We start from the raw sequence: 26,935 nt of genomic DNA, 5'->3' as shown, positions 1-26,935 counted from the left end.
ATTTCGGTCGGCCGGCTGTTCTGCTGGTCAGGCCCGGCTACGGTGGCCCGATGGCGAAGGGGAGCGCGCCGTGCGTGAAGTGCTACCTGGCCTTCGCGCTCGTCGTGGTCATCGTGCTCGCCGCCACCGGCGTCTGGAACCCGTTCCCCGGCCTGTGGGACTGGGTCAACCGCAGCCAGCCACTGGCCGACCCGGACGTCACCTGGCAACAGCGGGTCGGTGGTACGCCGCGCGCCGTCACCATCACCGAGCGCGCCGTCATCGTCGAGCACCGGCTCAAGGTCGAAGGACGCAGCATCACCTCCGGCAACCAGGTCTGGGAACACAAGGCCGACTGGGCGGCGGTCGCCGGTGACGGATCGGATCAGGTGGTCGCCACCGGCGAGCTGCTCACCGACGGCTACCAGGTGCTCAACCCGGCCACCGGTGCCGTGCTGCGCGCCGACGACGCCGCCATCGCCGTCTGGACCTACCGCGACGCGCTGCTAGACGTACGCTGCGCCGGCCCACGCGACTGCACGCTGACCGCCTGGGACCCGCGCGGCAAAACTCCACGGTGGACCGCTCAGCTGCCCGGCATGGGCTTCGTACTGTTCGCCGACAACCCGAAACTGGCCACCAGCCGGCCGTTGACCGCCGCCGACGTCGCCGACGACGCCGGCGGCCCGCAGACCATGCCGACCGTGCTCGGCTTCCCGATCGACGGCAAGATCCACGTTGTCGAGACCCGCACCGGGCAGGTCCTGCAGGAGCTGGAAGAGGACCGGCACGAACGGATCGTGGTCTTCGCCGGCCGGGTGTTCAGCCTGGTCGCCACCCCACGCGACGGTGCCTGCTACTACACCGCGCGGGGCATCGACCCGGTGACCGACCTGCCCGTGTGGCAGCGAACCGGGATCAACCTGCGCACCGCCGACCGGATCGGCTGCGCCCAGCGGGACAACCCGACCGGCGGCGCCAACGTCCTCGCCGGCATCGCCCCCGACATGCGGGAGACCGTCATCGACGCCTACGACGGGCGGGTGCTGTGGACCGGCGCCGCCGGGCAGGAGCTACGCGCCGTCGACGACCGGTACGCGCTGACCCGCTCCGCCGACGGCGAGACCCTCCAGGCGTACGTGCTGCCCACCCCGACACCCCGGTGGACCCGCCCGATGCACCCGGACGCGCAGCTGGCCCTCACCCGGCACGCGGCCCTGGTCGTCGACCGCAAACCGGACCGGGTCGTCGCCCTCGACCCGGCCACCGGCACCGAGCTGGTCAACCTGCGTACCTCGGCGGAGGTGCTGGCCGTCGGACCGCGCGGCATGGTCATCGGCGACGGCCGGGAGATCGGCTACGTCCGGTTCGCCGGCGCCGCCGCCACCCCGCCGGCCGGCGGCCCGGACGACCCCGCCGATCCCGGCGGCCCCGACCCCGGCCTTACCTGCGGCGGCGCCAAGCAGGAGGACTGCCCGGCCAAGGGCTGACCCACCCGGGGGTTGGGAAGTCGGGTCACCTCTGGCCTAGGCTTGCCGGTCATGAGCAGTGCCGCCCCGTTCTCCCACACCCCGCTGCTACCGACCGGCGACGACCTGACGGAATACCGCCTGATCAGCGACGAAGGCGTCGACGTCGTGCACGGGCCGGGCGGGCGACGGTTCCTCACCATCGAGCCGGCGGTGCTGACCGCGTTGACCGCCGAGGCGATGCATGACATCGCTCACTACCTGCGCCCGGCGCACCTGGCCCAGCTGCGGGCGATCCTCGACGACCCGGCCGCATCACCCAACGACCGGTTCGTCGCCCTCGACCTGCTGCGCAACGCCAACATCGCCGCCGGCGGGGTGCTGCCGATGTGCCAGGACACCGGCACCGCGATCGTGATGGGCAAACGCGGCCGGCACGTGCTCACCGACGGCACCGACGAGCGGGCCATCGCCCGGGGCGTGTACGAGGCGTACACCAAACTGAACCTGCGCTACTCGCAGCTCGCGCCGATCACCATGTGGGAGGAGCGCAACACCGGGTCCAACCTGCCGGCCCAGATCGAGCTGTACGCCGAGGATCCGGGCGGACAGCCGGACGCGTACAAGTTCCTGTTCATGGCCAAGGGCGGCGGCTCGGCCAACAAGTCGTACCTCTACCAGGAAACCAAGGCGCTGCTGAACCCGACCAGGATGATGAAGTTCCTGGAGGAGAAGCTGCGGCTGATCGGTACGTCCGCCTGCCCGCCGTACCACCTGGCGATCGTCGTCGGCGGCACGTCGGCTGAGTTCGCGCTCAAGACCGCCAAGTACGCCAGCGCCAAGTACCTGGACAACCTGCCGACCAGCGGCAGCATCGGCGCGCACGGCTTCCGCGACGTCGAGCTGGAGGCGCAGGTCCTCGAACTGACCCGGCAGTTCGGCATCGGCGCGCAGTTCGGCGGCCGCTACTTCTGCCACGACGTACGGGTGGTCCGGCTGCCCCGGCACGGCGCCTCCTGCCCGGTGGCGATCGCCGTCTCCTGCTCCGCCGACCGGCAGGCCGTCGCCAAGATCACCCCGAGTGGGGTGTGGCTGGAGAAGCTGGAGACCGACCCGGCCCGCTTCCTGCCCGACGTCACCGACGAAACCCTCGCCGCCGATCAGTCCGTCGACGCCGACGCGGTCCGGGTCGACCTGAACCGGCCGATGGCCGAGATCCGCGCTGAGCTGTCGAAGTACCCGGTGAAGACCCGGCTGTCGCTGACCGGCCCGCTGGTCGTCGCCCGCGACATCGCGCACGCGAAGATCGCCGAACGGCTGGACGCCGGTGAGCCGATGCCGCAGTACCTGCGCGACCACGCCGTCTACTACGCCGGCCCGGCGAAGACCCCGGAGGGGTACGCGTCCGGCTCGTTCGGCCCGACCACGGCCGGGCGGATGGACGCGTACGTGGAGAAGTTCCAGGCTGCCGGCGGCTCGCACGTCATGCTCGCCAAGGGCAACCGGTCCGCGCAGGTCACCCGCTCCTGCGGTACGCACGGCGGCTTCTACCTCGGCTCGATCGGCGGCCCGGCGGCCCGGCTGGCGCAGGACTGCATCCGGCACGTCGAGGTTCTGGAATACCCGGAGCTGGGCATGGAAGCGATCTGGAAGATCGAGGTGGAGGACTTCCCGGCGTTCATCGTCGTCGACGACAAGGGCAACGATTTTTACGCCGAGGTCACCAAACCCGTCCTCACCGTCGGCCGCCGCTGACCCCATGGGCTCCGCACAACGACGGAACTGGGCATCGCTTCTCGAACCCGTCGGCTACTTTGCATCACTGTTCTTGAGCGCACGGTAACCCTCCTGGGTGGGGGGCCGGTTGGGCTTGATGCACCTGTGGCATCAAGCCTGCGGAGGCATCTTGGGTTCCCCGCCCCAACCCGAGAAACACCAACCCGGAGCAAATTCGAAGCCCTCGGCTGCGGTCGAGGGCGTCGTCCGTGTCGGGGTGTTCGGGTCAGCCCCGACGGTCAATAGTGCGAAGTTCGTAGATGGCGCGGGAGCCCTGGCCGCTGTCGCGGTCGGACAGCGTCAGGTGCTCGGTCCGAACGGTGACCTCATGGCCCCCGCCCGATCCTGCCTCCATCCACACCCTGACCCGGCTGTGCTCGGGCAGTGGACGCGGGCCGACCACCAGTACGCCGCTCGTCTGGATCTCAGACATCGGACCTCCCTGGTTGGGGCGGGTCAGTACCGGGAGTGCCGATCAGGACCCACCGTCTCCGAATGCCAACTATCACAACCTTAGTTTGGCCAAACGTCAAGTATTCAAGTTGGCCTACTCTGCGGATACGTGAGTTGGCCTAGTGTCTGACCTGCTGAAATGGCCAAGTGGCGGACCTGGAGGCGGCGGTACGAAAGTTGCGCACGGCGCAAGCTGCGGTGCCTCGTGCTGAAGAACGGGCCGCCCGCCTCGTGGCCGAGGCCCGGGTGAAGGTGGACCGGGCACGTGCCGATCTGGCCGAAGCGATCAGGGCCGCCGATCGGGACGGTGTGCGCCAGGTGGACATCGTGGCGGCCACCGGCTACAGCCGGGAGCGGGTCCGGCAGATCATCCGCGACGGCGAGACCTGACGTTGTCCGCCGGGGTACCCGTCGTCTGCCGGCGGCGGCCTGATCTCAAGGGGCGGCCCACGGCGTCACTGACCAGCGGCGGGTGGGACCGGTCGGTCCCACCCGCCGTGCAGAGCGATCGGGTCAGCCCAGGTACTTCTCCCACGGGCCGGTGATGGCCAGGGTGAGACCGGGGTCCTGCATGTTGACGAAGAGCACCTTGCCGTCGTCGGTGAAGACCGGCCCGCAGAACTCCGAGTCGTTGAGCTGGTTGCGGGCGATCGCGTAGGTCGGGCCGCCCGGGACCGAGCTGAGCACGTGGGACGCGCCCGAGCCGTCCTCGGCCAGCACCAGGCTGCCCCACGGGGTGACGGTCACGTTGTCCGGACCGTCGAAGGTCAGATCGCTGTACCTCGCCGGCGTACCCTCCTCCGACGAGGTCTGGTGCGGGAAGTACGTGACCAGCTGGATGGTCTCGGCCCGGTAGTCGTAGAACCAGACCATGCCGTCGTGCGGGGCGGCGTCCGCCGGCAGGTCACCGTCCTCCCAGGCGTACGAGTTGACCACGTACACGCCCTGGTCGGTGCCCCACACACCTTCGAACTTGCGGCCCCGAGTGACCTGACCGTCGGCGAACTGCTCGCGCAGGGGAGTGGTCCGGGCGTCGCGTTCCGGCACCTCGATCCACCGTACGGGGAACGGGCGGCCCAGCTGGGCGGAGGTCAGGTAGGCGACGTCCGGCAGCACCGAGCCGTCGTCCATGATGATCTGCATCGCGGCGAGGGTGCCGGCGTCCGGGGCGAGCCGGGTCAGCACGCCGGGGCCGAGCTTGACGCGGCGCGGCGCGGTCCACCGGTAGAACAGACCGTTCGGCCCGCTGGCGTCCTCGGACAGGTAGATCTTCGTACGGTCGGCGTCGACCGCCAGCGCCTCGTGGGCGTACCGGCCCAGGCATTTGATCGGCGTCGGGTCGGCGCGGCCGTCGGCCCGGACCTCGAAGACGTAGCCGTGGTCCTTCTGGTACGTGCCGGTGCGGCCGTCCTCGTCCCACTCGTCGCCGGCCCGGTCGTCGGTCTCCTCGCAGGTCAGCCAGGTCCCCCACGGGGTCGGCCCGCCCGCGCAGTTGTCGACGGTGCCGGAGACGGCGACGAACTCGCCGAGGTTGCGGCCCGCCCGGTCGGTCCTGATCACCGTGCAGCCGCCGGCGTCGACCGCGCCCGGGTCGTAGACGGTGCCCGCGACGTGCGGTACGCCGAACTCGGCCCCCGGGCCGAGCTCGTGGTTCTGGATCAAGGTGTACCGGCCGCGTCCGGCATCGAAGACGGCCATGCCGTCGTGCTCGGCCGGGGTCAGGCCCTGGCCGCGGTCGAGCCGGGTGACGCCGGTGCGGGTGACCACGGTGTAGCGGAAACCCTCGGGCAGGGCGAGGATGCCGGCGGGGTCGTCCACCAGCGGCGGGAACGGTACGTGGCCGCCGCCTCTCGGCGGGTGGCTTCGGCCGGGGTGGGCCTGGGCCAGCGACGGAAGGCCACCGGCGACGGCGAGGCCGACGCCAGCGGCGCCGGCGGCACCACCGGCGAGCAAGGTACGACGGGAGGAAGGCACGTCGATCGGGCTCCTGTTCAGCTCGAGGGTGTTGACGTAACGCAACCCCCGCGGACCGACGGCCACCCGTCCGTACGGTGATGATTCGGCGACATTGATGTAAAGAATCGAGGTCGCCGCTGTCGGTGAACTCAGTGCGGGCTCGGCCAGGGTCGGTACCGACGGCGGACTTCGCCGATCCACCGCCGGCACCTGGCTGCCGACCGCGAGACGATCGTCCGGCTGCTCAGACTCATGTCGCCTACGGCTGCCAACTGGGTCGTCACACACGACCGAGTGCCTGAGGTGCTCGCCCGGCGGTCTGCTGTCATCGGTGGGGCAGCGTCACCCAGTTTCTGGTCGCGAGGAGTGTGGTATGCCGCATATTAGGTAGACGAGGAAACCGCCCTCATCGCCTGGTGGTTACGCCGCCACGGGCTGACCCGCCGAAATCTCGGCCTGACCTCGCGGCACTGGCGGCGGGACATGCTGATCGCGGTGGCCACCGTTCCACCCCGCCTGCTACTGGAGTTCGGGGTGCTGATGCCGGCGGCCGGCGGCGAAGCCAACCCGGAGGTCCAGGAGATCCTGCGCATGTCCGCCGCCGGGCCGGCCGCGTTGGCCGCCACCCTCTTCCCGGGGATCGTCGGCGGCGGCATCGCCGAGGAGCTGTACTTCCGCGGGTTCCTGCTCGGGGCGATCCCGCAGCGGTCCGCCCGCCCCCGGGTGGCGCTGTGGGTGGCGGCGGTCGTCTCGGTGGTCCTGTTCGGCGTGCTGCACCTGCCGGCCAGCGCGCTGGACGGGCTATCCATCACCGTCGCCGGTCTGGTCTACACCGGGCTGTTCCTGGCCACCCGCCGGCTGACCGCGCCCATGGTGGCCCACGCGCTGTGGAACGCCGCCGCGCTCGGCACGGTCCTGGTCAGCTACGGCTGATCACAGCTGGGTGGCGGTCCGGACGAGCCCGGCGACGGCACGGGAGCGGTTGTCCGGCAGCCAGGCGAGCACGGTGGTGACGTGCGGCGCGTCGGTCAGCGGCACTGCCGTGTGCGCGCTCCACAGCCACGACCGGGACGAGGCGCACAGCACGGCCATGGTGTGCCCGAGGGCGATCAGCTGGGCCAGCTGCGACTGGTCGTGGATCTCCGGCCCGGGTCCGGGTTCGTACGTACCGTCGGGGCGCGGCCAGCGGGCGACCGGCAGCCCCGGCACGTCGCCGATGTCGGCCATGGTCAACGACGTACGGGTGGCGAGCGGATGCCCGGCCGGGAGGATCGCGACCTGCTGCTCGGTCAGCAGATCCTCAGTGTCGAAGCCGGTGAGCGAGTCGAACGGCCGCTGCATCAGGGCGGCGTCGGCGCGGCCGTCGCGCAGCATCCGCGCCTGGTCGCCCATGCCGCACAGCAGCACGTCGATCTCGGCCGCGTCCGGCTCGACGGCGTGCGCGTCGAGCAGCTTCTGCAGCAGTTCGTGGCCCGCGCCGGCCTTGGTGACCAGGGTCAGCCGGTTCGCGCCGGCGGCGGCGCGGCGGGTACGCCGGGCCGCCGCCGCGGTGGCGGCCAGGATGACGCGGGCCTCGTCGAGCAGCACCTGACCGGCGTCGGTGAGTGCCACTCTTCGGCGGTCGCGGTCGAGCAGGGTGACGCCGAGGCGGCGTTCGAGCTGGGCGATCGCCCGGGACAGCGGCGGCTGGGCGATGCCGAGCCGTTCGGCCGCCCGGCTGAAGTGCAGCTCCTCGGCGACCGTGACGAAGTACCGCAGCTCACGGGTCTCCAGCGTCTCCACGCCGACAACGATACGTCGGTGATACCCGCCGGGTATGACAGCGGAACTCAACTGGTGTAACGACGGCGGCTACCGCCGCGCCACCATCGGCGTCATGACCGAAACGAAGGCTACGACCGGAACGAAGGCCACGACCGGAACGAAGACCGCGCTGGTCACCGGCGCGAACAAGGGACTCGGCTACGAGATCGCCGCAGGGCTCGGCGCGAAGGGCTACCGGGTGGCGGTGGGAGCGCGCGACGCCGCCCGCGGCGAAGCGGCCGTCAAGACGCTGTACGCCGCCGGCGTCGACGCGTTCGCCGTACCGCTGGACGTCACCGACGACCGCAGCGTCACCGAGGCCGCGCAGCTGATCGAACGCACCGCTGGAGGACTTGACGTCCTGGTCAACAACGCCGGCATCGCCGGCGAGACCGGGCCGGGGTGGGAGCAGGACCCGACCACGCTCGACCTCGACGTGGTCCGCCAGGTTGTCGACACCAACGTGTACGGCGTGATCCGCGTGACCAACGCGATGCTGCCGCTGCTGCGCCGGTCGCCGTCGCCGCGCATCGTCAACATCTCCAGCAGCGTCGGCTCACTGACCTGGCAGTCCGACCCGGAGATCAACGTCGGCCCGATCATGGCGGCCTACTCGCCGACGAAGACGTACCTCAACGCGATCACCGTGCACTACGTGCGGCAACTCGCCGGCACCGACTTCCTGATCAACACGGCCTGTCCGGGGCTGGTCGCCACCGACTTCACCGGCGGTGTCGGGCGTCCGGTCCAGGAGGCCGCTGCCACCCCGATCCGGCTGGCCACCCTGCCCGACGGCGGCCCGACCGGCACGTTCGTCAACGACGACGGCAGCATCCCCTGGTGATCTCCCGGTCCTGTCGGTGACTCCGCCTTTCTGGTGACCGGGCTGGACCAGCCCGGTCACCAGAGGGGGACCGGCGCGGCGGGCGGCGGGGACGGGCAGCGCCGACGGTTCAGCGTCCGGGCCGTCGGCTACGACGCCGGCCCCACCGTTTGTCGCCCCCATCACTGCCGTTGTCACCGGATCCGCTGTTGTCGCCGCTGCCCGGCCCGAGCAAGGTGCAGGACGCCAGCCGGGTCAGCCCGGTCGGCCGCGCCGGGTGCCGGCCGATCGCGATCTCGATCCGTTCGAGGGCGGTCAGCCGCTTGTCCCGCAGCGTCCCCACGATCGCGTTCTGGGCGAAGTTCGGGCCGCCCTCGCCGGCTGTGGTCAACAACCGTTCGTTGGCCTCGGCGGTCTGCCGGTCGAGCAGGTTCAGATTCTGGTCGACCTCGGCCGCTGCCTGCGCCGGTACGGCCGGCAGCCGGTCCCGTACGGTCGGGCACTCGACCATCGGGTTGGCCTGCGTCCGACCGTCCGTGCTGTGCCCGGCATGGAGGGCGTCGTAGCTGACCGCGCAGTCGACCAGCGACATCAGACCGGTCGGTCGGGTCGCCCGGTCACAGGCCCGCGATGTCCGCGGGTGACCTTCGACATCGGCCGGTCCACGCAGGTGGGCAGGCAGCCGTCGGCCCGCTGCCGTGGGGTGAGGCAGTTCGGTTCGTGCTGCTTGACCTGGTGCCGCAGGTGTCTCGGTAGCCGAAGGCCGCGATCGGGCAGCGGCCAGGATGCTCCGGCAGCCCTCGTCGAGGGCTGGTCACCTCCACCACCGGGCCGGCGAGCGCGTTCCGCGCTGCAGCATCCGGCGCGGCAACCACGAGCCCGCTGTGTGCGTCGTGGTCCGATCCGGGTCTGCGATGATGGCGGGATGTCCACCGGTACCTCACCGGCCGTCCAGCCGTTCGCGCACCTGCAGGCGCAGAACGTCACCCTGTACCGGGACGTGCTGGACGCCTTCGTCCGGGCGAAACGTCGGTTCACCGTGCATCTGCGGCCGGAGGACGTCCTGGCGGAGATCGGCCCCGGGGCGTCGCTGGAGGCCGTCGCGGCGGCGCTGGCCCAGCTCGCCGAGTGGGGCAACCTGCGGGCCGACCCGGACACCGGGCGGGTCACCACCGTAGAAGACTTTCACCGCGCTCGCTACCTCTACCAGTTGAGCGCGCACGGCCACGCCGCCGAGCAGGCCATCGCCACGTACGAGGAGGCGATCGGCCGACGCGGCGCCCTGCAGTCGGTGGCGCTGTCCGACATCGCCGACCAGCTGCGCGCCCTGCTGGGCATCGCCGCCGAGGCCGCCGCCGGGTCCGCTCCCGACCCGGCGAAGACCCACCTGCTGATGCTGAGCCTGGTCGACCGGTTCACCGGGCTGGCCGACAACGCGCAGGCGTTCATGGCGTCGCTGCGGCGGGCCGTCGACTTCGCCGACGCGGATGTGGCGGCCTTCCTCGCGTACAAGGAACAGCTGATCGCGTACCTCGAACGGTTCATCGCCGATCTCGCCAACCGGGGCGCGGAGATCGCCAACCTGGCCCACCGGATCGAGGCGACCGGGGTACGCCCGCTGCTGGAGATCGTGGCCCGCCGGGAGGCCGTCGACGCCGCACCCGGCGAGGACGCCGACGACCGGGCACTGCATCAGGCGCGGGTGGTCTGGCAGCAACGCTGGGACGGGCTGCGGGACTGGTTCGTCAGCGGCGACGCCAGCCGGCAGTCCCAGGCACGGCTGCTGCGTACCGCCGCCATCGGCGCGATCCGGCAGCTGCTCGGCGCGGTGGCGTCGATCAACGAACGCCGGGCCGGCCGGTCGGACCGGTCGGCCGACTTCCGGTCGCTGGCGCTGTGGTTCGCGCAGGCCCCCGACGACGAGGCCGCGCACCGGCTGTGGCACACCGCGTTCGGCCTGTCGCCGGTGCGGCACCTGACCGTCACCGGGGAGACCCTGGCTGCGGCCGAGCAGCGACCGGTGCCGGCGTCGACGTCGTGGGCCCAGGCACCCCGGCTGGAGATCAGCCCTCGACTGCGCAAGACCGGATCGTACGAGCGGCGCGGCTCGCCGAGCCGGGTGCTGGACCGATCCGCGCAGCGGCGGCAGTTGGCCGAACGTGCCGAGCGGGAGACGGCCCAGACGGCCCGCGCCCGAGCGGCGTTGGCCACCGATGGGCCCGTCCCACTGTCGCGCCTCGGTGAACTGGACACCGCCGAGTTCCGGCTCTTTCTCCATCTGCTGGGCGACGCGCTGGCGGCCCGGCGGCCGGACGCCACGGAGGTGACCACCACCACTTCCGACGGCACGCTACGGGTACGCCTGGTCCGCGTCGACGGGGCGCCGCCGGTGCGGATCGTCACCGCCGACGGGGTGCTCACCGGGCCGGAACATCTGGTCGACATCACCGACCTGACTCCGACCGGAGCCGACCTGGTCTCGGCCGGTCTGATCTCTGCCGGAGCCGACCTCGCGGCGGTCGGGGTGGCCGGGTGAGGGCGCGCGGCCCTGCCGAGGGCGACTCCTCGGGCCGCCTGCAGCGGGCCGCCCGGCTGCTGCTCGCCCGCCCGCTGCTGGTCGCCGGGCTGACCCCGGACGGCGAGTTCCGGCTGGTCCGCACGTACGCCGCAGAGCTGCGCGAGTGGTTCGACCGGGAGACCGGGTGGCGGCTGGTCGCCGACGCCCAGACGATCCGGCTGATGAAGCTGACCGCCGACCCACAGGACCAGACCCACCCGGCTCGGGACCCGAAGGCCAGGACCCCGTTCTCCCGGCAACGGTACGTGTTGACCTGCCTCGCCCTGGCCGCGCTGGAACGCGCCGACGGGCAGATCACCCTGGGCCGGCTGGCCGAGGACGTGGTGCTGGCCGCCGCCGATCCGGCGCTGGCCGCCACCGGGTTCACGTTCGCCCTGGACCGGCGGGAACGGCGGGCCGACATGGTGGCGGTGGTCCGGCTGCTGCTGCACTGGGGGGTGCTGCGTCGGGTGGCCGGCCACGAGGACGCGTACCTCGGCACCAGCGGTGACGTGCTCTACGACGTGGACCGGCGGGTGATCGCCGGCCTGCTGGCCAGCAGCCGCGGCCCGTCGATGATCGGTGACGTGGCGCCGGACGGCCGGTTGGCGGCGCTGACCGTCGAGGTGGTGCCCGATGTCGAGGATGCCCGCAACCGGGCGCTGCGGCACCGGCTCACCCGGCTGCTGCTCGAACAGCCGGTCGTCTACTACGACGAGCTGACCGAGGCCGAGCTGGCCTATCTGACCAGCCAGCGATACGCCATCCTGAACCGGATCACCCAACTGACCGGGCTGGTCGGCGAGGTACGGGCCGAAGGGGTCGCGATGGTGGACCCGGCCGACGAGCTGACCGACGTCCGGATGCCGGCCGAGGGGATGCAGAGCCACCTGACGCTGCTGTTGGCGGAGCGGATCGCGGCGGCCGGCACGGCAGGTGCGGCGAGCGCGGGCGGCCTGCGGGTCAGCGAGCTGCACCGGCACACCCGCGAGCTGGCCCGGGCGCACCGGTCGTACTGGCGTAAACACGCCACCGATCCGGGCGCCGAGGTCGAGTTGGTCGCCACCGCGTTGGACGCGCTGCGTGCCCTGAAGCTGATCACTGTCGAGCCGGCCGAGGATCCGCTGGTCGTAGCCCGCCCGGCGATCGCGCGTTACTCCCTGGCAGAGCCGACGATCCGGGAGACCCGGACCGTCGCCCAGGGGACCCGGACCGCCGCCCGTTGACACGCCCGTTACGCCGACGAGAGGAAGTACCCGTCACCGTGACCGCCGCCGCGATCGAATCCGCACCGACGTCGACACCGGACCGGGAGCTGCCGGTGCCGGACCGGGAACGGTGGCAGCCGCTGCGGGCCGGGCTGGTGGACATCTTCTACTACGACCAGGAGGAGTTCCACTTCCACGGCGGGAGTCTGCTGCTGCGGGGCAACAACGGCACCGGCAAGTCGAAGGTCCTCGCGTTGACCGTACCGTTCCTGTTGGACGGTGAGTTGGCACCATACCGAGTGGAGCCCGACGGGGATCCGCACAAGCGGATGGAGTGGAACCTGCTGCTCGGCGGCCGGCACCCGCACCCGGAGCGGACCGGCTACACCTGGCTGGAGTTCGGCCGCCGCGACGCCGACGGCACCGCCCGCTACCTGACCATCGGCTGCGGACTGAAGGCGGTGGCCGGGCGCGGCATCGCCCGGCACTGGTACTTCGTCACCAGCCAACGGGTCGGCGCCGATCTGCAGCTGCTCACCCCCACCGGTACGGCGGCGACCCGGGACCGGCTGCGGGACGCGATCGGCCCGGCGGGGATGCTCTACGACCGGGCCGTCGACTACCGGCGGGCGGTCGACGAGGCACTGTTCGGCCTGGGGGACCGGTACGACGCGCTGGTGTCCCTGCTGATCAAACTGCGGCAGCCGCAGCTGTCCAAGCGCCCGGACGAGAAGACCCTGTCCCGGGCGCTCGGCGACGCGCTGCCGCCGCTGGACGAGAACCTGATCGCCCAGGTCGCCGAGGCGTTCCGGGGTCTCGACGACGAACGGGAGACGCTGACCGAGCTGCGCGAGACGAAGAAGGCCGCCGACGACTTCCTCACCCGCTACCGGCAGTACGCGCGGATCGCGACGAAACGCAAGGCCGCGGTGCTGCGGCAGCAGCACAGCCGGTACGAGCAACTGGGCCGCGAGCTGGGCGACGCGCAGCGCGCGCACGAGCAGGCCGACCAGGCGGTACGCCAGGCCGAGGTCAAACTGGCCGAGCTGGACGCGCGCGCCACCGAGCTGCAGGCGCGCCGACGGGCGCTGGCGGAAAGCCCCGAGGCGCGTACCGCCGAGCATCTGCGTCGGCTGCGGGAGGCGGCCGATCAGCGGGCGACGTTCGCCGACCAGCAGGCCAAACGCCTGCGTGACGTCGAGGCGGAGGCGGCCCGGACCCGGCGTACCGCCGAGCAGACGGCGCAGGAGCTGCAGGCGGCGCAGGAGGACGAGGCGGCGGCCCGTACCCGGGTGGCCGGCGGTGCGGTGGCGGCGCGGGTCGCCGACCGGCACCGTGACCGGGTCCTCGCCGCCCTGCCGGACGACTCCGCCCATGGGCTCGACGAGGCGCGCCGCGCCGCCGGCCAGCTGGTCCAGGATCGGCGGGCCGCGCTGCGTACCCTCGATCGGCTCCGCGCGGCCGCCGAGTCGGCCCGGACCCTCGCAGACCGCGCCCGGGAGGAGGTCGACCGGCTGGACGCCGAGGTCGCGGCGGCCGACGAAGCGGTCACCGACGCCGAGACCGCCGCCGCCGAACAGGGCGAGACCCTGGTACGGCGCACCGGGGAGTACCTGACCGGCCTGGTCGAGCTGTCAATCGCCGACCCGGAGGCGGTGCTCGGCCGGCTCGACTCCTGGGTGAGCACCCTGGACGGGGACAACCCGGCCGCCCGGGAGGTGACCGCCGCCAGCCGGGCGGCCGCCGAGGCGATCGCCCGAGCCGACGCGGCGGTGGAGACCGAGCAACGGCGGGTCGCCGATCGGGTCGGGGAGATCGACGCCGAGCTGCGTCGGCTGACCGACGGGGCGCACCAGCCGCCGCCGGCACCGCACACCCGGTCCCCGCAGCTGCGCCTCGACCGGCCCGGCGCACCACTGTGGCGGGTCGTCGACTTCGTTGAAGACGTGCCGTCGCAGGTGCGTGCCGGCATCGAGGCGGCGCTGGAAGCCGCCGGGGTGCTCGACGCGTGGATCGACCCGGACGGCACGGTCCGCCACCCGGACAGCGGCGACGCGCTGCTGCGGCCCACCGACGAGGTGGCGACGAACCTCGGGACGCTGCTGCGTCCGGTGATCGACGACGCCGACCCGCACGCCACCGCGCTGACCGGGCCGACCGTCGCCGCCGTCCTCGCCGCGATCGGCCTCGGCGCGGACTCCGGTGCGGCGACCTGGGTCGACACCGACGGCGGCTTCGGCATCGGCGTCGTCACCGGGCGGTGGACCAAACCGGACGCGGAGCACATCGGCGACGGCGCCCGGGAAGCGGCCCGGCGGGCCCGGATCGCCGCGCTGCGGGCCGAGGCCGACGAACTCGCCGCCGTGTCGGCCGACCTCGCCGAGCAACGCACCACACTGGACGAACGTCGGCGGGCGGTCGGCCAGGAAATTGAGAACCTCCCCTCCGACCAGCCACTGCGCGAGGCGCACACCCTGGTCCGTGGCGCCCACCAGCTGCGCCGGGACACCGCCGGCCGGCGTGACGAGGCGGCGGCGAGGCACCGTACGGCGGTCTCGGCGGCGCAGACGGCGCTGGCCGAGGCGACCGACTTCGCCGACGACGTGGGTCTGCCCCACGACGCCGACGGGCTGGCGGAGGTTCGCGACGGGCTGCAGGACTACCAGGTGACGTTGGCCGCCTGGTGGCCCACCCTGACCGGGGTACGCGACGCGACGCGACGCCGCGCCGAGGCGTCCCGCACCTACGAGGAGAAGCAGGGGCAACTCGAACCGGCCGCGATCGAGGCGGCCGAGGCCGCCGAGACGGCCCGGCTGGCCCGGGTGGAGTTCGAGACGTTGGACGTGACCGCCGGCGCGACCGTCGCCGACCTGGAACGCCAGCTCCGCGAGGTGGCCGACGCCGAGCAGGAGTGCCAGCGGGAAAGCCGGGAGACCCGGCAGCGCGAACGCGACGCCTGGGGTGCCCGGGGCGACGCCGACGGGCGACGGGACCGGCTGACCGAGGAACTCGACGGGGCCACCGCCACCCGGGACGCCGCCGTCGAAGTGCTGCGGGCCTTCGCCGACACCGGCCTGATCGCCCTGGCCTGCCCCGAGCAGGAACTACCGGACACCCGACAGCCGTGGGCGACGACCCCGGCGGTGGCCGTGGCGCGCGGCGTCGACCGGCTGCTCGCCGACGTCGACGACGGTGACCGCCCCTGGGAACGGATCCAGCACCAGGTCAGCCTGGACATGAAGGTGCTCACCGACAGCCTGTCCCGGCACGGACACCAGGTGCTGCCCGCCGTCCGCGAGGACACCATGATCGTGGAGGTGGTGTTCCAGGGGCACAGCCGCTCCGTCGCGGACCTGTCCGCCGCCCTGGTCACTGAGATCGACGAACGGCAGCGGGTGCTCTCCGCCCACGAGCGGGAGGTGCTGGAGACCCACCTGGTCAACGAGGTCGCCGGAGCGTTGCAGGAGCTGGTCGCCGGCGCCGAGCAGCAGGTTGCGACGATGAACGGCGAGCTGGAGGAGCGGCCCACCTCCACCGGCATGCGGCTGCGGCTGCTGTGGCGGCCCACCCGCGACGCCCCGCCCGGCCTGGCCGAGCTGCGCGCCCGGCAGCTGCGGCAGAGCACCGACGTCTGGAACGACGCCGACCGTCGAGCGATCGGCGCGTTCCTGCAGGAGCAGATCAGCCGGGAACGGCTGCGCGACGAGGCGGCGACCTGGCACGAGCAGCTCACCCGGGCGTTGGACTACCGGGCCTGGCACGAGTTCGCGATCCAGCGCCACCAGGACGGGCAGTGGCGGCCGGCCACCGGCCCGGCCTCCGGTGGTGAACGGGTGCTGGCCGCCAGCATCCCGCTGTTCGCCGCCGCGTCCTCGTACTACGGGTCGGCGGGCAATGCGCACGCGCCGCGGCTGATCGCCCTCGACGAGGCGTTCGCCGGGGTCGACGACGACTCCCGGGCCAAGTGCCTCGGGCTGCTCGCCACCTTCGACCTGGACGTGGTGATGACCAGCGAACGGGAGTGGGGCTGCTATCCGCAGGTGCCCGGACTGGGCATCGCGCAGCTGGCCCGGCACGACGGCATCGACGCCGTCCTGGTCACCCCGTGGCGGTGGGACGGGCGGGAACGGCACCGGATGCCTCGGGTCGAGCTGGCGGTACCGCAGCAGCGACCGACCCGCCCGGCCGGCGAACCCGACCCGACCCGACCGGACCCAACCGGACCTGACGGCTCGGAGCAGCCCGCTCTGTGGTCCGCCGAGTGACCGGACCGGACGGCGCGGTGGTCGGGCCGGATCTCGATGTGGTCGGGCCGGATCTTGATCGGCTGCGCCGGCAGCTCGGCGGGGCCGACACCGAACGGGTCGTGCAGCGGGTCCGCCAGCGGATGGCCCACGGCCGGCCGCTGACCGGCACGATCTCGCTGAGCCAGCCGACACCGGCCGAGCGGCTGGCGGTGCAACGGCTGCTTGGGCGGCCACCCGGCCGGGGCACCTCGCTGACGGTCAACCTCGACGACCTCGACCAGGTGGTCCGCCGCAGCGGCCTGCACCCGGACGGGCTGGCCGCCGCCGTCGAGACCCTCCTCGGGCCGGTGCCGGTGACCGCCGAGGTCCGCGCCGCCGCCGACGCCGCCTGGCGTACCGTGCTGGCGCCGTTGGACCGGCTCGGCCGCCGCGCGCCGCACCTGGCCGACTGGTGCGGCGATCGCGGTACGGTGGCGCTGGCCCGCCGACTGTCCGGTACGCCGGACGCGGCGGCCCGGCTCGTCGAACACCTGGTCGCGGTGCTGGCGGCGTTGCCTGCCGACGGTGCTCCGTTGGCCCGGCTCGCCGCGCACACCACCGGCGACGCGCACGCCCTCGACGCCGACCGTCCACTGGCCACCCTCGTACTGTCGGCGGTGCGGGCCGTCTGGTGGCCCGGGGACGACGAACCGACGTCCCCGGCGCAGCGGCGGCGGGCGCTGTGGGACAGCGCCGGTGTCCTTGTCGACGAACTGTCGTCGACCGTACTGACGCTCAACGTCGTGGCGAGTCCGGGCAGCCGGCTGTCCGCCCTGACGGCGCCCGCCGCGACGGCCGGTGAGCCGCTCGTGCTGACCCTGCGCCAACTCGGCCGGGAGCGGTCGACTTTCCCGGCCGGCACCGTCCACGTCTGCGAGAACCCGACGGTGCTGGCCGCGGCGGCCGACCTGCTCGGTCCGGAGTGTCCGCCGCTGGTCTGCGTCAACGGCCAGCCGAGCACGGCGGCGCTGCGGCTGCTGACCGGCCTGACGGCCGGCGGCGCGCGGTTGCGCTACCACGGCGACTTCGACTGGGGCGGGGTACGGATCGCCAACCTGTTGCGCTCCCGGGTGCCGTGGCAGCCGTGGCGCTACGACGCCGCCGCGTACCGGGCGGCGGTGGCGGGCGCGGCCGTGGTGGGCGCCGTGTCGGGGACGCTGACCGGCCGGCCGGTCGACGCCGGCTGGGACGCGGAGCTGACCGCTGCGATGAGCCGGCACGGTACGCGGGTCGAGGAGGAGCTGGTCCTCGACACCCTCCTCGCCGACCTGTCCGGTGCCCAGTAGCGCGTGATCATCCTGCCCATAGTCGACTGTCGCACCGGTTGTCCGCTGAACGGACGTGGGAGTGGCCCTACCGGATTGGCTGGCCTAGAGTCTGCGCGTGCCAGCATCCCCCGTTACCCCGCCTGACCGACTGGCCGCGCTACTGGGCACCGTTGGCCCGGCTGGCGCGTTCAGCGCACGTCGTACCGCGTCACCCCATGGTCTGAGGCTCGCGGTGCGCGGTGTCGGGCCGATCGCCTTGCCGCCGGCCGCCGAGCAGGCGAAGCAGCTGTGCTCAGTTGGCCGGCCGGCCAGGTTCGGCAAGGGTGAGCAGACGCTGACGGACGCCGGGGTCCGCGACACGTGGGAAGTCCCGACGAGCCTCGTCGACATCGACGAACAGCGGTGGCACGAGACGCTCCACCCGATGCTGGACCAGCTCCGGGCCGACCTCGGCCTGCCGCAGGGGTGCGAGCTGGTCGCCGAGCTGCACTCGATGCTGGTGTACGCGCCCGGCCAGTTCTTCGCGCCACATCAGGATTCGGAGAAGGCCGATGCCATGATCGGCACCCTGGTGGTGACGTTGCCGTCGGAGTCGGCCGGCGGCGTGCTGTCGATTGAGCACGCCGGCCGGACCGGGAGCTACGAATCGTCACCGGACGAGCTGACCTTCGTCGCGTTCTACGCCGACTGTCGGCATCAGGTGTCGCCGGTGACGGCGGGCCACCGGATCGTGTTGACCTACAACCTGTTGCTCGCCGGTGACCCGGTCACCCTGGCCGCCGGCTCGCTGGGCCAGGACCTGGTCACCGGACTGGCCGGCTGCCTGGACGATCACTTCGCGGAACCGACCGACGGGCCCGCCCGGCTGGTCTACCTGCTGGATCACGAGTACACCCAGCGGGCGTTGGGCTGGGACCGGCTCAAGGGCGACGACGTCGGCCGTGCCGCAGCGGTGCGGGCGGCCGCGCAGGCAGCCGGTTGTGAGGTCACTCTGGCGTTGGCGGAGCTGCAGGAGACCTGGAGCGCCCTCGACCCCGAGGAATCATGGGGCCGCTGGGGTCGGGGCCGGAGTCGGTACGGCCGGTATCGAAACGACGAGGAACCCAGCGGCGGGAGCGGGTCGGGCGAGTACGAGCTCGAAGAGCTCATCGACTCGTCGATGACCCTCGACTGCTGGCTGGACGAGTCCGGCGAGGTGGTGCCGACGTCGCTGCGGATCTCCGACGACGAGGTGTGTGCCACGACGCCCACCGCGGACCTGTCGCCCCAATCGTCGGAGTACGAGGGGTACATGGGCAACTACGGCAACACGTTGGACCGGTGGTACCGCCGGGCGGCGATCGTCGTGTGGCCACGTCGGTGGACCTTCGCGATCCGTGCGCAGGCGTCGCCAGGCTGGGCCCTCGACCGGCTCGCCGATCTGCTGCGGGCCGGGGACGTCGCCGGTGCCCGGCGCAGCGCCGCCACGCTCGCCTCGTTCTGGCGGGTCGCCCCGGCGGCCGGTGAACTTGTCGTCGGGCGGGCGTTGGCGGTCGCCTGGGAGCTCGACGAGCCGGACCTGGCCGCCATGCTGCTCGCGCCGCTGCGGGTGGAGACGCTGGCGCCGGCCGACGCCCCGGTGCTCGCCCGCCTCGCCACCTGCTACGGCGAGTCCTGGACCCGGGAGCGGGTCAACGGCTGGTTCGGCCGAAACTGGCTGTCCCGTTCGCCGCTGTTCGACAAGCAGACCCCGGACTGGCTGGCATCGCTGCCCGCGATGTGCGCGGCGCTGCGTGCCACCCCCGACACCGGGGGTGTGCTGGTCGGCCGGCTGCTGGTGGCCGGCGTCTGGTCCGAACTGCACGGCCGGGCCCGAGGAATGCTCACCTACCCGGCGGCCCGCGACCGGCGCAGGTACCTCGCGGACCTGGGGCCGCAGATCGCCGTCGTCCTGGCCGGTGCCGCCAGCCTCGGTACGGCGGACCTGGCTGACCCGGCGGTCGAGTTCCTCTGCCAGGACGAGGACGACGTGCTTGCCTGCGCGATGTCGACGCTGCGGGCCGCCCGCGCGACCGCACCGGACCAGGCGGGGCAGCAGGTGGCCGGCATCGACACCCTCGCCGCGCACGTCGCCCGGCGGCTTGAGCGGCAGCTCGCCCGGCCGGCTCGGGCCGCCGACGACTGGTCGGTGGAACTGCCCAAGGGATGCGACTGTGAGCTGTGCGCCACCCTGGTGGCGTTCCTCGGCGATCCGGCGCGCCGCACCTTCGAGTGGCCGCTGGCCGAGCAGCGCCGCCGCCATGTCCACTCCCGCGTCGACCAGGCTGACCTGCCCGTCGACCATCAGACCCGGCGCAGCGGGCGACCGTACACTCTGGTCCTGCGCAAGACCGACGCGCTCTTCGACCGCGACCGCGAGTCCCGCCGCCGCGCCCAGGAAGACCTGGCCTGGCTCTCCCTGGGCCCGGAGGACCTCGGCTGAGCGTTGGTCGCGTCGGGGACGTCACGCCTGGAAGTAGTGCCCGTCGTGCAGGTCGGCGATCAGGCCGGGGCGGCTGGGGGACCAGCCCAGGAGTTCCCGGGTGATCGCGGCCGACGTCGGATTGTCCAGTTGGGCGAACGGCCCGAGGAAGCCGAAGTAGTCGTCGGCTTCCTCGGGGCTGATGCTGCGGACCGGCACGTCGAGGTTGCGGGCGATGGCGGCGGCGATCTCTCGGAAGGGGACTCCTTCGTCGGCGGCGGCGTGCAGGCGGGAGCCGGCCGGGGCCTTTTCGAGGGCGAGCCGGTAGAGGTCGGCCGCGTCGAGCGTGTGCACGGCCGGCCACCGGTTTGTGCCTTCGCCGACGTACGCCGCGTACCCGTGCTGCCGGGCGGCGGCGACGAGGACGGTGACGAAACCGTTGCGGTCGAGCGGGCTGTGCACCGTCGGAGCGAGCCGGACGACGCAGGAGCGCACGTCGTGGGAGGCGAGGCCGATCACGAAGTTCTCCGCGTCGACCCGGTAGCCGCTCGGGAGAGCGTCGTGTTCAGTGCCGGGGCGGTCGACGATTCCGCCCATCGCGAGCATGGCTGTGCCGCCCGTGCCGACCAGCGGCTTGCCGGAGCCGCTCAGACCGTCGGCGAGGGCGTGGAGGGCGGCCAGGTCGGCACCGGCGGCGCCGGTCAGGTCGCCGGTGAGCAGGAGGTCGTGACGGAACGCCAGGTGGATGACGCCGTCGGCGGCGTTCGCTTCGGTGCGCAGAACGTCGAGGTCGGACAGGTCGGCGCGACGCGTCCCGGCGCCCAGTTTCTCGATCGCGGCAGCGGATGCTTCGGAGCGGGCCAGGCCGACGACGTCGTGGCCGGCGGAGATCAGGGCCGGCACGACCGCCGAGCCGAGGTGGCCGGAGGCGCCTGTGACGAATACGCGCATGTTGGTGTTCCTTCGTGAGTACCGATGTCGCCTTGTGACATCACCCTACCTTGTGATGTCACCATGCGACATGGCTTGGATCAAGAAGATGTCGTAGTGTGACATCGGATACCATCGCGGCATGGCCCGCTGGCAACCGGACGCACGCGGCCGCCTGGAGGCGGCCGCCTTCGAGCTGTTCCGTGAACGCGGCTTCGAACAGACCACGGTCACCGACATCGCCACCCGCGCCGGCCTCGACAAACGCACCTTCTACCGGCTCTTCGGCGACAAACGCGAGGCGCTGTTCGGCGGCAGCGAGCAACTGGAGGACCTGCTCGTCAAGGCGGTGACCGAGACGGACGCCGCCCCCTTCGAAGCGGTCGTCGCCGCGTTCCGTCAAGTGGCGGAGGAGATCTTCGCCGACCGTCTCGAGCTGGTCCGGGTGCGCCAGACCATCATCGAGAGCAGTCCCGAGCTGCAGGAACGTGAGCTGCGTAAGATGGGCTCGCTGGCGGCCGCGGTCGTTGCCGCGCTGTGCGCCAAGGGCCTTGACCAGACCGCGGCGACCCTGGCCACCGAGTCAGGTGTCACCGTGTTCCGGGTCGCGTACACCCGCTGGGTCGAGCCCGGCAACCGCGACTCGCTCACCGACCTGATCGCCGAGGTCGCCAGCGAACTACAGGCGATCACCTCGCCTGTTCGACGGTAGTTGCCGCGCGGTACGTTGCCGGCTTGACGGCTGTCGCGGGACGACGGTGCGCCCGCCGGGCCAGCGCACAGTGAACCGTCCAGTATGATCGGTCGCCCGTTGGCCGTCGACGCGACGGCCGACGGCCTGGCGTACTCAACTGGGTTCCGGAGGTTCTCATGGCCGACCACGACGCAACGCTGTTCGACCGGCTCGATACCTCGGTGCCGCATCCGGCCCGCCGATACAACTACTGGCTCGGTGGGAAGGACAACTTCGCCGTCGATCGGGCCTCGGCGGACCAGATCGCGGCGGCCTGGCCGAGCGCGCCGATCGCGGCGCGAGAGAACCGCCGCTTCCTCGGCCGGGCGACCCGGTTCCTGGCCGCCGAGGCCGGGATCAGGCAGTTCCTCGACATCGGCACCGGCCTGCCCACCGCAGACAACACGCACGAGATCGCCCAGGCGATCGCGCCGGAGTCGCGGGTGGTGTACGTCGACAACGATCCGATGGTGATGGTGCACGCCAGGGCCCTGCTGACCAGCACCACCCAGGGCAAAACGTCCTACATCGAGGCCGATCTGCGCGAGCCCGGCAAGATCCTCAACCATCCCGACCTGCTCGCCACTCTGGACCTGTCCAAGCCGGTCGGGCTGATGCTCGTCGCGGTACTGCACTTCCTGCCGGGTCGAGGGGCGGCCGCACCGGTCGTCGCCGAGCTTGTCGACGCGCTGCCGCCGGGCAGCTACCTGGTCGTCAGCAACGCGACCAAGGACTTCCTCCCGGCACCGATCGCAGCGGTCTACGACCGGATGCTGGCTGCCGGGCAGACCGACATCTGGCCCCGGGAACGCGCCGAGTTCGCCGCGCTGGTGGAGGGCCTGGACCTCGTACCACCCGGGATCGGGGTGGTGAGCGACTGGCGCGCCGACGAGCAGGACCAGCCACGTCCGGCGGCAGCCGACGTGTCGGTGTACGGTGCGGTCGCCCGAATTCCCTGACCGCCACACCGGGCAGTGCCATCGCCGGAGGCGAGCCGCCCGCAGCACGCCGGAAAGGGCGACCTGGGCGGTAGCGTCGTCCGGGTGAACCTGGACGAGACCGCCGCCCGGCTCGGGGTGCCCGTCGCCGACGTCGAGCGGGTGCACCGGCTCGCCGGTGACCGGCCGTCGGCTCCGCTGCCGGCCAGGGCCGACGCGCCCGCGATCCTGGACCGGCTCGCGGTGCGGCCGGACGACGCCGCCGTAATCATGGCCGGCTGGCCGGATCCCGACTCGCCGCTGTGGACGCCGGAGCTGCGCTGGCTGCTCGACCGGACGATCGCCCTGGTCCGGGCCGACCTCGGCGGCTACGGCTGGCTGGCACCCGGCCCGGAGCTGCCCCGCGACCGGGGACCCGCCTGGCGGCACCTCTACGCGTACGCGTACCTGGCCCTGGTCGACGTCGTCCGGGCGTACCACCGCGCCCACGGCATCGCCGACGCCGTGTCCTGGGCGACCCTCGCGGACCTGGGCCGCAACCTCGCCATCGACCGGCGGATGCGTGGCGAGGGCTGGCCGGTGATGCAGGCATGGCTGACCCTGCACGTGCGCGGCAGCCTCTACGAGCTGGGCCGGCTGCAGCACCACCGCAGCGACAGCGCCATCGAACTGCACATCCCCGACGCGGGGCCGCTGACCCCGGAGGCGGTCAGCGCGTCACTCGACGCGGCCCGCGCGTTCTTCCCCCGACACTTCCCCGACGAGCGGTACGCGGCGTTCGCCTGCGGGTCGTGGCTGCTCGACCCGCAACTGCGGGAGTATCTGCCGGCGGACTCGAACATCGTCCGGTTCCAGCGTCGGTTCGAGCTGGAGCCGTACCAGGAGCAGGACGGGCCGGACGCCGACGTCGAGGTGCTGCGGTTCGTGTTCCGCACCCTGACCACGCCGCTCGACGCGCTACCACGCCGTACCGTGCTGCAACGCGCCGTCGTCGACCACCTGTCCGCCGGCCGCCACTGGCAGTGGCGCCGCGGTCGCTTCCCGATCTGACCACGCCTGCTTTCCGCCCGGCTCGGTAACCGTGACGGCCGAGGCGGAAACAGACCCGGTATGGACGACGACCGGACAAGATTCGCGGAGCTGTTCCGGCGACATTACGGCGCGGTGATGCGGTACGCGGCCCGTCGGGTCGGCCGGGAACGCGCGCCCGACGTCGTCAGCGAGGCGTTCCTCGTCGCCTGGCGACGCCTGCCCGACGTGCCGGTCTGTGACCCGCTGCCCTGGCTGTACGCCACGACCCGGCACCTGATCGGCAACGAGATCCGGGGCCGGGACCGGCAGGCGAGGCTGACGACGCGACTGGGCGAGGTTGCCGAGACGGTCACGGCCGACCACGCCGATGCCGTGGTCGACCAGGTACGGGTCCGCCACGCGCTGGCACAACTGTCCGAAGCCGACCAGGAGGCGCTGCGGCTGGCCGCCTGGGAAGGACTCGACGCCACCGCCGCCGCCACCGTCATGGGGTGCAGTCGTACCGCGTACAAGGTGCGGTTGTTTCGGGCGCGGCGGCGGCTGGCGGCCGTACTGGAATCGGCACCGACCAGGAGACCGGCGGACGCCGCGCTCTCCCCGCTGGCTCACGAAGGAGGACGATGATGGAGACCGACCGACTGATGCGCGACGCGGACCCCGCCGCCGACTGGCGGGTGGACGCGGAGTCGCCGCAGGCCGCGGCGATGCTGGTCGGCATCCTCGCTCAACCCCGGTCCGACGCCGCGCAACCTGCCGGCGTGACGGGGGTACGCCAACAGCCCACCACCACTCGGCAGCTGCGGCACCGGCGGCTCGCGTTCGGCGGGGTCGCCGCCGCAGCGGTGGCGGTGGCCCTCGCGGCGTCAACGGTCTGGCTTGCCGGCCCCGGCGGTGCCACCCCCGCGTACGCGGTCACCACGAATTCCGACGGCTCGGTGGAGTTGATCGTGGAATGGGACCGGCTCAACGACCCGGCCGGTCTTGCCGCCGACCTGCGCCAGGCTGGCGTACCAACCGAGCTGCGTTACGCCAGAGACGCTCAGCCGGTAGCTGTCTGCCTCGATTCGGCAGGGCAACAACGAGCAGACGCAGCTCTCACCAGCAGGAGCCGCAGCGAAAGAACAGCCTCCGCCGATGGGTACCGCATACGCCCAGACCTGTTCCCCGACGGGAGTGTCATGGTCATCTCCACATTCGCCGACGGCGCAACGCAAGTGACGTACACGACGCTCTATATCGCACCGGCTGATGACACCTCCTGTACCTATCTCGGTTCGCGCGTTAGTACCCTCTACACCGAACCTGGAATGCGCTCAGAAGAGTGAGCATGTGGCTGTGCATCGAGGTGAGGCTGACGCACCTCAAAATCGCGTTTGAGGTGCGTCAGCCTCACCTCGATGGCTAGTCTCGGGCGTGCGGGCAACGCCCGTCACGGGCCGAGGAAAGCCAGCGCTACGACCGCGATGTCGTCGCGGCAGCGGAAGGCGTGTTCGCCCGCATACACGACAACTCCATCGATCAGTTCCTTGCCGATGCGGTCACGGAGCCAGTGCAGATGCTTGGTGCCGGCGCCCTCGACGCGATAGGCCAGCTTGCCTTCGACACCCAGCACCCGGCCGTCCGCGTGTCGAGCGAGCAGGTCCACCTCTGCTCTACCAACGCGGTCGCCTACTCTGCCGAACGCAGGCGATCTGGTCTGCCAAACGCAGGCTCCGCTACCTTCGAGGGGCAAGGGAGCTGACAGCGTCGGGTCCGCCGTCAGCGCAGTCGTTGCCGGCGACCGTCGAGCTGGGAACGAGCGTGACCTGCCGCCGCTGACAGGCGGTGTCCCAACCGATCACCAACTCGGCAGTACGGCGGCACTGCGCAATCTGTGTCTGCACAAGAGGTCTCCCATCGCTCCCATAAGCGTCGCTGGACAGCGGTACGGTGACTCCATGCGGGCTGTCCGGATTGGGCTACCCATCGCCGTGTTGTTCGTGGTCGCCAGCGCGACAGCGGTGGCTGTGCCGCTGGTGCGGACCGGTGTTCAGCCAGCCAGCCGGATGAGCGGCCGGCTGTGGCCGTCGAGCAGTTCATGTGCGCCCAGGTGGCATCCAGTGTCGATGGCTACTGCGATCGCATCGCGGAGGATCTCGGCCGGCGTATGCCGCTGGCCGACGACGACCGGGTAGCGGCGCAGCCGTGCCGGCAGGCGCTGCTGGACGGCTTCGTCCGCGAGCTCGGCGCGGACTGTCCCGCGCCGCTGGAGCACTGTCGGCTCCCGGCCACAACACCGGACGCGGTCCGGCGGGCGCTGATCGCTTCCGGCTTCACCGACCCGGCGGTACGGCCAGCCAGGTACACCGACCCGGCCCCGACGGGGGCGATCCTGTACGCCGTACGGGTCGGGCGTGCCTGCCTGCTCGGCCACGTCCGGTCGGAAACCGCCGCCCCGCCCCTCACCGTGGGCCGCCTGCCCGACGAATCCTGCCTGTGGCCCTGAGCGATCCCTACACCTGAAGCGATCCAGGAAGCGGCACCGCCACCACCGTTACCAAGGTGTCCAAACCGGCGAAGTCGTCGGGATTGGTGGTGTAGAGCGGCAGGCGGTTTCCGATGGCGACACTCGCGATCATGAGGTCAGCCGTCCGTGCTCTCGGCTTGCGACCTGCCGCCAGCACGGCTGCGACTACTCTGCCGAACGCCCGTGCCGCCTCCGCATCGAACGGCAGCGGATCGAACTCGGACTCGGCCCGTTGGAGCACGTCCAACCGGCGGGCACGCTCGGCTGGATCATCGGTGTGATGCGGACCAGCCGACAGCTCGGCGAGGGTGACTGTGCTGATCGACATGGTGTCCGGCAGCCGGGCGTGGTCGATCTGCCGGCGCAGGATAAGGATGTTGGTGTCGAGCAGGCCGTGTGCCTCAGGCTTCATAAGGGTCCCGGAGGCCGCCGTCCATGGCGCTGTCCGCGTCGGCGCGGAACCGCGCCGCATCTATGACCGGTGCGCTCGCCGACATGCCCGCGAACTGCTCACGGGTCACCACCCGGTGTCGACGTAGCGGGATCAACTCACCGATGGGGGTGCCGTTACGGGTGACGATGAACGACTTACCATGCTCAACCGCATCCATGATCTGTCCGGATTTCGCCCGAAGATCTCGTTGGGTGAGTTCCGCTGCCATGCGGCAAGCCTAGCACGGGGTGGCACGCGGTGCTACGAGGTGGCACCACTGCTCGGGAGGTGGGTCAGTCATCGACAACCCGCACTGCGTAGCTCGATCAAGGCAAGGCCTGGTGA

General features: G+C 71.9%; 24 protein-coding genes. 16 read left to right on the top strand and 8 right to left on the bottom strand.

The window, feature by feature from the left end:
* Positions 1–50 precede the first annotated feature (50 nt).
* Together ACFHW1_RS09810 and ACFHW1_RS09805 are read left to right on the top strand one after the other, a co-directional pair.
* Positions 51–1,469 (top strand): hypothetical protein, encoded by a 1,419-nt coding sequence (locus ACFHW1_RS09810; protein ID WP_416551984.1) that lies wholly within the window; start codon positions 51–53, stop codon positions 1,467–1,469.
* A gap of 51 nt (positions 1,470–1,520) precedes the next feature.
* Positions 1,521–3,203 carry a fumarate hydratase gene (locus tag ACFHW1_RS09805; RefSeq protein ID WP_416551983.1) on the top strand — a complete coding sequence of 561 codons (1,683 nt, stop codon included), beginning with the start codon at positions 1,521–1,523 and terminating at the stop codon, positions 3,201–3,203.
* 247 nt (positions 3,204–3,450) lie between these two features.
* On the opposite strand, the gene ACFHW1_RS09800 is transcribed toward ACFHW1_RS09805, so the two are convergent.
* Entirely contained in the window at positions 3,451–3,657 is a 207-nt protein-coding gene (locus ACFHW1_RS09800; protein WP_416551982.1) for a hypothetical protein, read from the bottom strand.
* Positions 3,658–3,875: 218 nt separating this feature from the next.
* On the opposite strand from ACFHW1_RS09800, the gene ACFHW1_RS09795 reads away from it, so the two are divergent.
* Positions 3,876–4,067, top strand: a complete 192-nt coding sequence (locus ACFHW1_RS09795) for a hypothetical protein (protein ID WP_289208252.1) — start codon at positions 3,876–3,878, stop codon at positions 4,065–4,067.
* 123 nt (positions 4,068–4,190) lie between these two features.
* Here ACFHW1_RS09795 and ACFHW1_RS09790 read toward each other — a convergent pair whose 3' ends face one another.
* Entirely contained in the window at positions 4,191–5,651 is a 1,461-nt protein-coding gene (locus ACFHW1_RS09790; protein ID WP_416615263.1) for an alkaline phosphatase PhoX, read from the bottom strand.
* 477 nt (positions 5,652–6,128) lie between these two features.
* Between ACFHW1_RS09790 and ACFHW1_RS09785 the strand changes: the two genes are divergently transcribed.
* Positions 6,129–6,566, top strand: coding sequence for a CPBP family intramembrane glutamic endopeptidase (locus ACFHW1_RS09785; protein WP_416615261.1), 438 nt, complete (start codon positions 6,129–6,131; stop codon positions 6,564–6,566).
* On the opposite strand, the gene ACFHW1_RS09780 is transcribed toward ACFHW1_RS09785, so the two are convergent.
* Positions 6,567–7,406 carry a LysR family transcriptional regulator gene (locus tag ACFHW1_RS09780; RefSeq protein ID WP_416567963.1) on the bottom strand — a complete coding sequence of 280 codons (840 nt, stop codon included), beginning with the start codon at positions 7,404–7,406 and terminating at the stop codon, positions 6,567–6,569.
* Positions 7,407–7,509: 103 nt separating this feature from the next.
* On the opposite strand from ACFHW1_RS09780, the gene ACFHW1_RS09775 reads away from it, so the two are divergent.
* Positions 7,510–8,280: an SDR family oxidoreductase gene (locus ACFHW1_RS09775; RefSeq protein ID WP_416551977.1), complete on the top strand. Its 771-nt coding sequence runs from the start codon at positions 7,510–7,512 to the stop codon at positions 8,278–8,280.
* A gap of 109 nt (positions 8,281–8,389) precedes the next feature.
* On the opposite strand, the gene ACFHW1_RS09770 is transcribed toward ACFHW1_RS09775, so the two are convergent.
* The gene (locus tag ACFHW1_RS09770) at positions 8,390–8,851 is read right to left on the bottom strand and encodes a hypothetical protein (protein WP_416615260.1); all 462 of its coding nucleotides are present in this window, start codon (positions 8,849–8,851) and stop codon (positions 8,390–8,392) included.
* 333 nt (positions 8,852–9,184) lie between these two features.
* On the opposite strand from ACFHW1_RS09770, the gene ACFHW1_RS09765 reads away from it, so the two are divergent.
* The 5 genes from ACFHW1_RS09765 to ACFHW1_RS09745 all read left to right on the top strand — a co-directional run bounded on the left by ACFHW1_RS09765 (position 9,185) and on the right by ACFHW1_RS09745 (position 20,039).
* Positions 9,185–10,795 carry a TIGR02677 family protein gene (locus ACFHW1_RS09765; protein WP_416551975.1) on the top strand — a complete coding sequence of 537 codons (1,611 nt, stop codon included), beginning with the start codon at positions 9,185–9,187 and terminating at the stop codon, positions 10,793–10,795.
* The gene (locus tag ACFHW1_RS09760; protein ID WP_416551974.1) at positions 10,792–12,042 is read left to right on the top strand and encodes a TIGR02678 family protein; all 1,251 of its coding nucleotides are present in this window, start codon (positions 10,792–10,794) and stop codon (positions 12,040–12,042) included. The genes ACFHW1_RS09765 and ACFHW1_RS09760 overlap by 4 nt, the downstream gene beginning before the upstream one ends.
* Positions 12,043–12,080: 38 nt before the next feature.
* Positions 12,081–16,289, top strand: a complete 4,209-nt coding sequence (locus ACFHW1_RS09755; RefSeq protein WP_416615259.1) for a TIGR02680 family protein — start codon at positions 12,081–12,083, stop codon at positions 16,287–16,289.
* Positions 16,286–17,596, top strand: coding sequence for a TIGR02679 family protein (locus tag ACFHW1_RS09750; protein WP_416551972.1), 1,311 nt, complete (start codon positions 16,286–16,288; stop codon positions 17,594–17,596). The genes ACFHW1_RS09755 and ACFHW1_RS09750 overlap by 4 nt, the downstream gene beginning before the upstream one ends.
* Before the next feature lie 97 nt (positions 17,597–17,693).
* Positions 17,694–20,039: a 2OG-Fe(II) oxygenase gene (locus ACFHW1_RS09745; RefSeq protein ID WP_416615258.1), complete on the top strand. Its 2,346-nt coding sequence runs from the start codon at positions 17,694–17,696 to the stop codon at positions 20,037–20,039.
* A gap of 21 nt (positions 20,040–20,060) precedes the next feature.
* On the opposite strand, the gene ACFHW1_RS09740 is transcribed toward ACFHW1_RS09745, so the two are convergent.
* Positions 20,061–20,969 carry an SDR family oxidoreductase gene (locus ACFHW1_RS09740; protein ID WP_416615257.1) on the bottom strand — a complete coding sequence of 303 codons (909 nt, stop codon included), beginning with the start codon at positions 20,967–20,969 and terminating at the stop codon, positions 20,061–20,063.
* Positions 20,970–21,090: 121 nt separating this feature from the next.
* Here ACFHW1_RS09740 and ACFHW1_RS09735 point away from each other — a divergent pair, with 121 nt between their 5' ends.
* From ACFHW1_RS09735 to ACFHW1_RS09715, 5 genes are all read left to right on the top strand, one after another.
* Complete coding sequence (locus ACFHW1_RS09735; RefSeq protein WP_281552872.1) at positions 21,091–21,660, top strand: TetR family transcriptional regulator; 570 nt, start codon at positions 21,091–21,093, stop codon at positions 21,658–21,660.
* A gap of 158 nt (positions 21,661–21,818) precedes the next feature.
* Positions 21,819–22,640 carry an SAM-dependent methyltransferase gene (locus ACFHW1_RS09730; protein ID WP_416551968.1) on the top strand — a complete coding sequence of 274 codons (822 nt, stop codon included), beginning with the start codon at positions 21,819–21,821 and terminating at the stop codon, positions 22,638–22,640.
* Positions 22,641–22,724: 84 nt separating this feature from the next.
* Complete coding sequence (locus tag ACFHW1_RS09725; RefSeq protein ID WP_416551967.1) at positions 22,725–23,669, top strand: acyltransferase domain-containing protein; 945 nt, start codon at positions 22,725–22,727, stop codon at positions 23,667–23,669.
* 60 nt (positions 23,670–23,729) lie between these two features.
* Positions 23,730–24,275: an RNA polymerase sigma factor gene (locus ACFHW1_RS09720; protein ID WP_416551966.1), complete on the top strand. Its 546-nt coding sequence runs from the start codon at positions 23,730–23,732 to the stop codon at positions 24,273–24,275.
* Complete coding sequence (locus tag ACFHW1_RS09715) at positions 24,275–24,976, top strand: hypothetical protein (protein ID WP_416551965.1); 702 nt, start codon at positions 24,275–24,277, stop codon at positions 24,974–24,976. Before ACFHW1_RS09720 ends, ACFHW1_RS09715 begins: the two co-directional genes overlap by 1 nt.
* 104 nt (positions 24,977–25,080) lie before the next feature.
* On the opposite strand, the gene ACFHW1_RS09710 is transcribed toward ACFHW1_RS09715, so the two are convergent.
* Entirely contained in the window at positions 25,081–25,296 is a 216-nt protein-coding gene (locus ACFHW1_RS09710; RefSeq protein ID WP_416551964.1) for a hypothetical protein, read from the bottom strand.
* A gap of 414 nt (positions 25,297–25,710) precedes the next feature.
* Between ACFHW1_RS09710 and ACFHW1_RS09705 the strand changes: the two genes are divergently transcribed.
* Positions 25,711–26,136 (top strand): hypothetical protein, encoded by a 426-nt coding sequence (locus tag ACFHW1_RS09705; protein WP_416551963.1) that lies wholly within the window; start codon positions 25,711–25,713, stop codon positions 26,134–26,136.
* A gap of 7 nt (positions 26,137–26,143) precedes the next feature.
* On the opposite strand, the gene ACFHW1_RS09700 is transcribed toward ACFHW1_RS09705, so the two are convergent.
* Positions 26,144–26,569: a type II toxin-antitoxin system VapC family toxin gene (locus ACFHW1_RS09700; RefSeq protein WP_416551962.1), complete on the bottom strand. Its 426-nt coding sequence runs from the start codon at positions 26,567–26,569 to the stop codon at positions 26,144–26,146.
* The gene (locus ACFHW1_RS09695; protein ID WP_416615256.1) at positions 26,559–26,819 is read right to left on the bottom strand and encodes a type II toxin-antitoxin system Phd/YefM family antitoxin; all 261 of its coding nucleotides are present in this window, start codon (positions 26,817–26,819) and stop codon (positions 26,559–26,561) included. The genes ACFHW1_RS09700 and ACFHW1_RS09695 overlap by 11 nt, the downstream gene beginning before the upstream one ends.
* Positions 26,820–26,935 lie beyond the last annotated feature (116 nt).

The organism is Micromonospora sp. LOL_014, assembly GCF_048060245.1.
In the GTDB taxonomy this organism is placed as follows: Bacteria; Actinomycetota; Actinomycetes; order Mycobacteriales; family Micromonosporaceae; genus Micromonospora_E.
This window is presented reverse-complemented; position numbering and strand designations above follow the sequence as displayed.